The sequence below is a fragment of the Liquorilactobacillus uvarum DSM 19971 genome (assembly GCF_001434935.1).
Lineage (GTDB): Bacteria > Bacillota > Bacilli > Lactobacillales > Lactobacillaceae > Liquorilactobacillus > Liquorilactobacillus uvarum.
On record NZ_AZEG01000018.1, the window covers coordinates 36799 to 45582 of the forward strand.

Sequence of the window (8784 nt, forward strand, 5' to 3'; positions counted from 1 at the left end):
GCGGTAAAATTAGAGTATATTCGCAACTTAAGGGGAAGAGCATATGGGTGTAACGATTAAAGATATTGCCAAAGAAACCGGGTTCTCAGTCGCAACTGTCTCCCGCGTACTTTCAAATAAGATCGGATTCTTCAGTCAAGAAACTGCAGCGGTCGTTAACGATGCCGCAGTGAAACTGGGTTATAAGAAAAACATGGCCGCTACAGAACTCGTTACACAAAAAAGCAGTGTAATCGCTGTAATTATAAATTCCACCAAAACTAATTTCTCCGATTCAATCATTGCAGGAATCCAAAAAAAAGCAGATGAAACATCCAAAAGAGTAATTATTCTATATGCTGGAGATCATGATTTTAACTCCCAGCAACGAGCGCTTACCACTGCATTGGAACGACCACTCATGGGAATACTGCTGCTTTCCGTTGATTTATTTGCTGAAAACCTGCAACTGTTGAAAGCAGCGAATATCCCTTTTCGTTTTATATCCATTTCTTTTCAAGATCCAGAACTTACCTATGTAGCTTCGGATGATTGGCAGATCGGCTATCTCGCAACAAAGTATCTGCTAAAAAAAGGCCACAAGCGAATTGGTTTAGCTGGAATCGATATTGAATCCAGTGCTCATACGGGGAAACTGCGTTTAAACGGGTACAAATATGCCTTAGCCGAGAACAATATCATTCCACAAAAGGACTGGATTCAAACAGGCAACTACAGTTATGAAGCTGGCTTACAAGCTATGGAAAAATATGGCAGTCAAAAAAACGTAAGTGCAGTTATCACAGGAAGTGATTTAGTCGGGATTGGTCTTTTGAACCAAGCAGCCAAAATGAATCTTTCTATTCCTTCCAACTTGTCTCTAATCACAATTGATGGCACCTATCTATGCAAAATCGTACAGCCGCAACTAACAAGCATCACACAGAATTTTTACAAAATGGGATACTTAGGTGCTGAGTACCTGATTACTAACCACAAACAAAATGCTTTTACAGATATTAAAATTTCTGAACGCGGAAGCGTGCAAAAAGTACCAGACGATAATACTAAAAATTAATTACACTGATTGGATTTAAATAGACATAGCAAAAAACAAGGAACCGAGTCAAAAACTATCTTGGCTCAGTCCCTTGTTTTAGTCTTGTATTATACGACTCCACATATTCAATGGTCAAAAGCTACCAAAGTTCCGTTGCTTTTTTAAATGCCCAATCAAACACGTTTAGTTAAACTCATTTGTAGATATAACTGCGTGTCTTAGGCAAGGTTCTGCCGCTTGGCCCTTTAGAAATCAAGTACTGAATGCAGTCAATGTTTCCAGATTCAAATGATGCTGCACAAGCTTGTAGATACAAATCCCACATTCGAATGAATTTTTCATCTGTTTTTTCAGAAATAACATCTAAATGATCATGAAAATTCTTATCCCAAGTTTCCAGTGTGCGCTGATAATGGCGGCGCAAAGTTTCCATATCAAAGATCTGCATTCCTGCATCAATAATGTGTTGCAAATTTTCTGTCATACCCGGAATATAACCGCCAGGGAAAATGTACTGATTGATCCAGCCATTAAAGGCACCACCCTGCTGACGAGTAATACCGTGAATCAATGCTACTCCATCGTCACTAAGATAATTTGAAACTGTCTGGAAATAAGCCCCCAGATTTTCTTTGCCAACATGTTCAAACATACCGACACTGGTAATGTAATCAAAAGGCCCTTTCTTAAGTTCTCGGTAATCTTCCAAATAAATATGCGCCCGCTTTTCAAGGCCTTCTTCTTTAATCCTTTTTTGAACAAATAGATATTGTTCTTCACTTAAAGTGATTCCCGAAACATCCAAATCATATTCTTTGGCAGCTGTCAGCATCAAGGTTCCCCAACCACATCCTATATCAAGCAGCTTCTTACCTGGCTGTGGATCCAGTTTCTTAATAATATGATGAACCTTATTCAGCTGAGCCTGTTCAAGTGTATCGTTATCATTCTCAAAATAAGCACAAGAATATGTCATTGAGGGATCTAACCATAAACGATAAAAATCATTTCCAAGATCGTAATGACTTTGAACATCTGTCTTACTATGTTTTTCTGAATGAGACTGCTTTGGTAAAAAACGTTTTAACTTGCTATTATAGAAAAAACTTTCTGCAGATTCATAAGCAGCTTTGACCAATTTTTGAATAGAACCATCGATTTGAATACGACCATCCATATATGCTTCACCTAATGCAATAGAAGCATTACGCATCAATTCCTTTATCGGCACAGCTTCCTTAAAAGTAATTGTCACCTCAGGTGTTCCTTCACCATATTGCTCGCTATCGCCATCCCAATAATTTACCCGTACTGGAATGCTAAAAGATTTGCTCAACATCTTCTTGTAAAAAATTTTATCTATCATAACTAAATTTAACCTCCGCTTTTTTCTCACTTCGTACTCAAATAATAATATTCTAGCACTTTTTGCTTCTTTTTTCAGAATACTAAATTTTAAAAAAATGCCAGTTTCGTTCATACAAAAAAGGGATTCGCTAGGCCAACGAGCCGAACAACCCCTTCGTTCATTTATTTTTCTATCAAACTGTAAAAACCATTGCTAACAAAGTAACTGCTACCAAACCCAACACAACTGAAAGTCCCATTGAACGTGACCGATACGCTACCACTATGACAATCAACGAGGCAATGATTTTTGCCATATTATGTATACCTGTAAAAACGTATCCTGCGCTAGTATCAATAAAAACATCCTTGACAACAAGTGCTGTAAACAAAGAAACGGGCACATACTTCATCCACTCATTAAACCATCTTGGAATATCACGCGTTGAGAAAATGCGCAGGGGAATAAAACGCGGACCAAATGCTACCAGCATGGATAAAATGATCAAAATCAAATGCTCCATAGTTTTTTCTGTCATAATCAATTATCCCCCGACTTGCTGATTACACTACGACTGGCCTTGGGTTTTATTTTTTTCAAAAGAAAACCTCTTTTTTTCCCACGTTTAACTAAATAATCTTCAGTGACAAAGCCAACAAAAGATGCCAACAACGTTGAGACGACCAACCCCATCGTACTTTTAAGCACGACCATCGAAATAATCGCAAAAACAGCCGCAACAAAACTGACCACAATTGTCAATTTATTCGCAACTTGCATCACAATCATATATATAAACAGAGCTGTCAAGGCATAGTCAACGATTGCAAGATCGACCGATAAAAGATTTCCAATCAAACTTCCAACAATGTTCGCAAATGTCCAAAAAATAAGCGAATAATGTTCAACCATCAGCGCATCTTTAGGCGTCCAACTTTTATCTGTCGCAAATTTCAAATAGTTAACGGCATAATTCTCATCATTTAACGAAACAGCGAAGATATACAAAAACTTCTTACTCGTGTTCCGCAAATACTGTGATATGCTGGAACCTAGTAACGCATAACGTAATTCCAAGAAGAAAAGCATAATTAACACTGTGTGCATTGGTGCATTTGCCGTCAACATCGAGGCAAGCAGGAACTGCGCACCACCTGAGAACACAAGGATCGAAACCAAGCCTGTCAAAATCACGTTGAACCCTGCAACATTCAACAAAATACCACAAGCAAGACCGATCGGAATGTAACTTAAACATAATGGCAGAGCAATTTTTAACACCTCTAGCCAACGTGGTTCCTCTTTTTTCACGAATAAGCCTCCAAAAATAAAAGTCCTCGCAGGTTCGATTATAACATATGATTATTAACGTCCGGGTATAAATTTCCATCAATGAGAAGATTCTAAGCACATATTTGATAGAAAATTACCCAATAATAACTTTTTCGGTTGGAAATCTATAATTGAGGTCACGTTTTCGCTTGGAAACAAACAACATCAACATATACAGCATCCCAACTCGACCAACAAACATCAAGACTATAATAACCCATTTACCGATAATACTTAATGAACCAGTTATGCCTAAAGAAAGCCCTGTCGTACCAAAAGCTGATGCAACCTCAAGAATTAAAGCCGTCAACGTCTGTTTTTCAGTTGCTGACAAAATCAGAACAGCAACCCCACACAGCAAAATTGATAAGTTCACGACAACAACCGCCTTTTGAATATCATCTTGTCCAATCTGGCGTCCAAAAATATTAACATTTCGACGTCCTCGAATAAAAGAATACATGTAGAGTATCAAAATTCCAATCGTTGTTGTGCGGACCCCTCCTCCAACAGAGCTTGGGCTTGCACCAATAAACATCAACAAAGAGAAAATCAGAAGCGTAGTTGCATTAAATGTATTCAACGAATCTAGTTGCAAACCAGCATTACGTGTAGAGGCACTGTAAAACATTGCAGTCATCAGCTTATCAATAAAGCTGCGGTGCGCAAAAACGCCCTTAGACTCAGACAACATAATAAGAACTGTTCCTATTACAAAAAACAGAACTGCAAAAAAAACAGCTAGCTTTACAAATAATGAAAATCTAAATTGCGAATCCTCTTGCCGCCGCAACTTGATACCAACCCATTCACGCAATTCTGTCAACACGGGAAACCCAATTCCACCGATACCAATCAAAAAAATAATCGCCATTAAAAATAAATAATCGTGTCGAAACGGCATAACTGATGTACCTGTGATATCAAAGCCAGCATTTGTCACAGCCGAGATTGCAATATAAAATCCTTCAAAAAAAGCACTGCTTAACTGCTCATATCCCTGTGTGAAATATAAATACAACGAAAACAGAATTCCAAAGAAAAATTGCAATAGCATCATTAATCCAAAAACAGAATACGCTAGTCGGACAGTACCGCTTAGACGTGGTTGATTCATATCAATTTGAATCAGCTGCCTTTGGTGAAGTGTGATTCTTTTTCTTGCTAAGACAAGCCCAACTGTTGCAAACATAGTAATTCCTAAGCCGCCTATTTGAAAAAGCACTTCCAACAAGATAACGCCGTAGTTATTATAAACCTCATGCAATGGGAAAGTTGTTAATCCCGTCACACTAACCGTCGATACAGCCATAAAAAAAGTATCAAGTGGGGGGACTGTCACTCCCGGTTTGTGAAAAAAAGGCAAACACAGCAAAAAGAAGGCAAGTACGATCATCAGAAAGTAAGCGATAACTATCAATTGAATTGGGGTCGTATTTTCACGAACCTTAACTAACAAATAATTAATCTTACTTTTTAACACGTATCTTTCCTCCTAGCTGCTCCAATTACAATTAGTTAGGCCAGCTTCATTTTTGAATAACTAATAACGACTTTCTGCTTCAACTCAAGTGCAGTTGACGATTCTTTATAATCATTATCGAAATCAATAATTGCAGAATTGCGTAACTGTTTCTCGATTTTCCCCTTAAAGTGGTGTCGATGGAAGACAAATGCAACATGTGTATTTTTAACAAAAGGTGTTCCAAGCTCGCTTACTTCAATCACCTGTTCGTCCCTATTATTCCTAGGCTTTCGTTTTTCGCTCATACTTTTTCCTCCTCGACGGTAAGTTCAGCTATTTTAGATAAAACCGATCCCAAATTTGTTGCTTAAAAAAGCTGGCCGATCATTCTTCCAGCCCGCTACCGTGTGTTATTATTATACCGCTAATAAGCTGTGAAAGCTAACTTGTACATTCTCTTCACAACACGTCCTCTGCATCACATTAAACTCCACTCTTTTCCAGGCCCTTCATCTACCATTCTTCTGGCAAAATTGGTATTGCTTTTTCAGGTTGACAAGATTTACTTTTCAGGCCTTTTCTGCTAGACTTACACTGTAATATGTGAGCTGGGGTGCCTTTTGGCTGAGAAATACCCATGATACCTGATCTGGACAATGCCAGCGTAGGGAGCTTAAATCCATTGGTTATTTATGCTTAATGAATGAAAGCGTCTACCGGCATGCTCTTTGAGTATGACGGCTATTTTTTTATCTGAGATTATTCTGTCTCGCAATATTTTTATAAAAGGAGTGTCTAAAATGCAAACAATGAAACAAAAACGCGGCTGGTCTTTGCGCGATGTCATTTTTCTAGCAATCATTGGTATTTTTTTCGGTGTTATTTATCAAGTTTGGAGTTATGCATATTATTTAATCGCAGCAACTCCTCTGAAGCCTTATGCTAATGACCTAACACTTGGTGTCTGGATTATGGCTGGACCACTTGCAGGTGTTCTGTTGCAAAAAGCAGGAGCCACAATTATCGGTGAGCTGCTTGCTGCTGCAGTCGAAATGCTGCTTTTTTCAAGCTGGGGAGCAGCAAATCTGATTTCTGGTTTTATCCAAGGTCTCGGTAACGAAATTGGATTTGCATGCACAGGCTACAAGAATTGGTCAAAATTAGGTCTTTTATTCTCCACTATTGGTGCAACTATCATTACCTTTATTTGGGATTGGTTTCAAAGCGGCTACAGTGAATATCAGGCTGGACTTTTAATTACTTTGCTGATTATTCGTTTTATTTCGATTGGTTTCTTTGCTGGTGTCCTTGTTTATTGGATCAAAAAACTTGTTTTGAAGACTGGATTGAATAAATAAAATGGCCACACTGTCTATCTCTAACTTAACTTTTTCTTATGCGAAAACAGGTTCAACTATCCTAAACAAGGTCAATATTGCACCTGAACCAGGTTCTTTTAATTTATTAATCGGGCCTTCTGGAAGTGGTAAGTCAACCTTATTCAAATTAATGGCTGGACTTTATCCAGAATACGGTGGTGAAATTACATCGGGAACAGTCAAATTAAACGGGCAGGAAGTCAGTACACTTGTTCCTTACGAACGAGCTCGGCATGTTGCTATGCTTTTTCAAAATCCTAGTCGGCAATTTGCCATGCGTACGGTTAAAGAGCAGCTAATCTTTGCTCTTGAAAACCTTCAGTTCAAGACCCAAACAATCACTGAACTTGTAACGGCAACTCTTAAACAATTTGGTTTAGAATCCTTTAAGAACAGGCAACTATTAACACTTTCTGGAGGAGAACAGCAACGAGTTGCGCTTGCAACAGTTATAGCCATGGGCAGTGACATTATCCTGCTTGATGAGCCATTTGCAAATGTCGACCAAAACGGGCGCCAAACACTTCTGGGCGACTTAAAGAAAATGCAACTCACACAAGGTAAAACTATTTTTATTTCGGATCATGATCTGACTGGGTATCTGCAATTAGTTGATCATCTTTACGAGGTTGATACTGTCGAAAAGAAGATTAATGAGATAAATCGGGAACGCCTAAACTCCGTGATACAAGAGTCACCTGTTCACAGTTCTTTGGGTAAAACATCTCTGTTTGGTTGGCATGAACTCAGTTTTAAAGTTGGTTCACGTATATTGCTTACCCCCCACTCATTCGAATTGCCTCAAAGCCAGGTTGGCCTTTTGTCCGGTGCAAACGGTGTTGGCAAATCAACACTTTTTGCAGCTTTCTCACACCAGATAAACTATCAAGGCAAAATTTCATACAAAAACAAGGGTTCGGAAAGAATACGTATCAAGAAATGGGCACGTATTGTCGGTGTAGTTTTCCAAAATAGTACTGATCAATTCATTAAATTAACGGCTCAGGATGAAATCACTTTGTCCCGTCAAAATAGTTTGCACCCGGAATATTGGACAGAACAGCGGATAAGTGCCGCAATCAATCACTTGCACCTTTCTGATGTTTTAGATCATATCTGTTACCAACTATCTGGCGGTCAGCAAAAGAAACTTCAAGTTTTAAGTATGCTGATTATGTCACATCCTGTGTTATTGTTGGATGAACCCTTGGCTGGACTCGATGCTGTTTCACTCAAAAATGTTATGCAGTTAATCAAACAAACCGTAATTGATTTAAACTTAAGCAGTCTGATCATTTCACACCAGCGAATCGGTGTCACTGAGTTTGTTGATTATGAATTAAGCTTAACTGATCGAACTCTAATACTAAAAGGGGGATAAACAGCATGCTGTCCAAGCGTAAAAGGCAATTGAACGCAACCATTTTGACAGTTATTATGCTTGGAGTTGGCTTTCAAATAGCCTTTTCCCGAAGTGTCAGTCTCAATGTCATCGTTACGCTCAGTTGTTTATTGTACCTGCTGTATTGTCATGTTTCCTTAAAAGAAATTCTTGTTATGCTGCTGATAGCTTTTCCGCTCTCATTCGGAAGTTGGTGGTCCTTCATCATGTTTGGTACTGGCGACACTTGGCATAGTGCTTGGATTTATGGCACACGAGTTTATGCTTATCTGCTGCTAGGAGCCATCTTAACGTTGACTGTGCAGGTCAAGGAAATTTTGATAAGCCTTTCAATACATGCTAAACTCTCTGAGACTTTCGTTTATGGCCTTTTAGCTTCATTCAATATGCTCTCTCGCATTCGACAACAATTCAAGCTAATTCAATATTCTGCTCAAATGCGGGGAAAAAACTATCGTCCTTGGCAACCTGCCTTGTATCTGCGTATTATTATCGTCGCATTGCATTGGTCAGAAGACTTAGCTGAGGCAATGTCCTCACAAGGTTTTTCAGAAGGAGCCCCGCGAACAAGAACGTTTATCGATCCTTTGCCTAAATGGCAATGGGGATTGGCTATCGGCTTGATAATACTGTATTTTGGAATAGCTTTTTTGGTACATCCATGGTGATCTTTTTGTCTCTCACAGCTTCCAAGTGCACTATTAGTTTTAGATATGAGAACTTATCCTGCTGCAAGATCCTATCTCAAGCAATAAATAAAGAGGGGCCGTGCCATAAGTCCTTCAAAACAAAAGAGATTAGTGAAAATCGTTCTTTGAT

Annotated in this window: 9 protein-coding genes and 1 riboswitch; of the genes, 4 read left to right on the top strand and 5 right to left on the bottom strand. The window is 38.8% G+C overall.

The window, feature by feature from the left end; translation table 11 throughout:
• Nucleotides 1-43 precede the first annotated feature (43 nt).
• On the top strand, nucleotides 44-1057 hold the full coding sequence (locus FD20_RS08780; RefSeq protein ID WP_057737787.1) for a LacI family DNA-binding transcriptional regulator: 1014 nt from the start codon (nucleotides 44-46) through the stop codon (nucleotides 1055-1057).
• Between the two features lie 175 nt (nucleotides 1058-1232).
• Here FD20_RS08780 and FD20_RS08785 read toward each other — a convergent pair whose 3' ends face one another.
• The 5 genes from FD20_RS08785 to FD20_RS08805 all read right to left on the bottom strand — a co-directional run bounded on the left by FD20_RS08785 (nucleotide 1233) and on the right by FD20_RS08805 (nucleotide 5489).
• Complete coding sequence (locus tag FD20_RS08785) at nucleotides 1233-2405, bottom strand: SAM-dependent methyltransferase (RefSeq protein ID WP_057737789.1); 1173 nt, start codon at nucleotides 2403-2405, stop codon at nucleotides 1233-1235.
• A 175-nt stretch (nucleotides 2406-2580) separates the two neighbouring features.
• Complete coding sequence (locus FD20_RS08790) at nucleotides 2581-2925, bottom strand: AzlD domain-containing protein (RefSeq protein ID WP_057737791.1); 345 nt, start codon at nucleotides 2923-2925, stop codon at nucleotides 2581-2583.
• A 2-nt stretch (nucleotides 2926-2927) separates the two neighbouring features.
• Nucleotides 2928-3698 carry an AzlC family ABC transporter permease gene (locus FD20_RS08795; RefSeq protein WP_057737793.1) on the bottom strand — a complete coding sequence of 257 codons (771 nt, stop codon included), beginning with the start codon at nucleotides 3696-3698 and terminating at the stop codon, nucleotides 2928-2930.
• Nucleotides 3699-3813: 115 nt separating this feature from the next.
• On the bottom strand, nucleotides 3814-5202 hold the full coding sequence (locus FD20_RS08800; protein WP_235807746.1) for a TrkH family potassium uptake protein: 1389 nt from the start codon (nucleotides 5200-5202) through the stop codon (nucleotides 3814-3816).
• A gap of 35 nt (nucleotides 5203-5237) precedes the next feature.
• The gene (locus tag FD20_RS08805) at nucleotides 5238-5489 is read right to left on the bottom strand and encodes a hypothetical protein (protein WP_057737795.1); all 252 of its coding nucleotides are present in this window, start codon (nucleotides 5487-5489) and stop codon (nucleotides 5238-5240) included.
• 294 nt (nucleotides 5490-5783) lie between these two features.
• Nucleotides 5784-5872, top strand: a riboswitch (TPP riboswitch).
• A gap of 112 nt (nucleotides 5873-5984) precedes the next feature.
• On the opposite strand from FD20_RS08805, the gene FD20_RS08810 reads away from it, so the two are divergent.
• The 3 genes from FD20_RS08810 to FD20_RS08820 are packed head-to-tail and all read left to right on the top strand — an operon-like array spanning nucleotide 5985 to nucleotide 8633.
• Entirely contained in the window at nucleotides 5985-6542 is a 558-nt protein-coding gene (locus tag FD20_RS08810; RefSeq protein WP_057737797.1) for an ECF transporter S component, read from the top strand.
• 1 nt (nucleotide 6543) lies between these two features.
• Nucleotides 6544-7944 (top strand): ATP-binding cassette domain-containing protein, encoded by a 1401-nt coding sequence (locus FD20_RS08815; protein WP_057737799.1) that lies wholly within the window; start codon nucleotides 6544-6546, stop codon nucleotides 7942-7944.
• Between the two features lie 5 nt (nucleotides 7945-7949).
• On the top strand, nucleotides 7950-8633 hold the full coding sequence (locus tag FD20_RS08820; RefSeq protein ID WP_057737801.1) for an energy-coupling factor transporter transmembrane component T family protein: 684 nt from the start codon (nucleotides 7950-7952) through the stop codon (nucleotides 8631-8633).
• Nucleotides 8634-8784 lie beyond the last annotated feature (151 nt).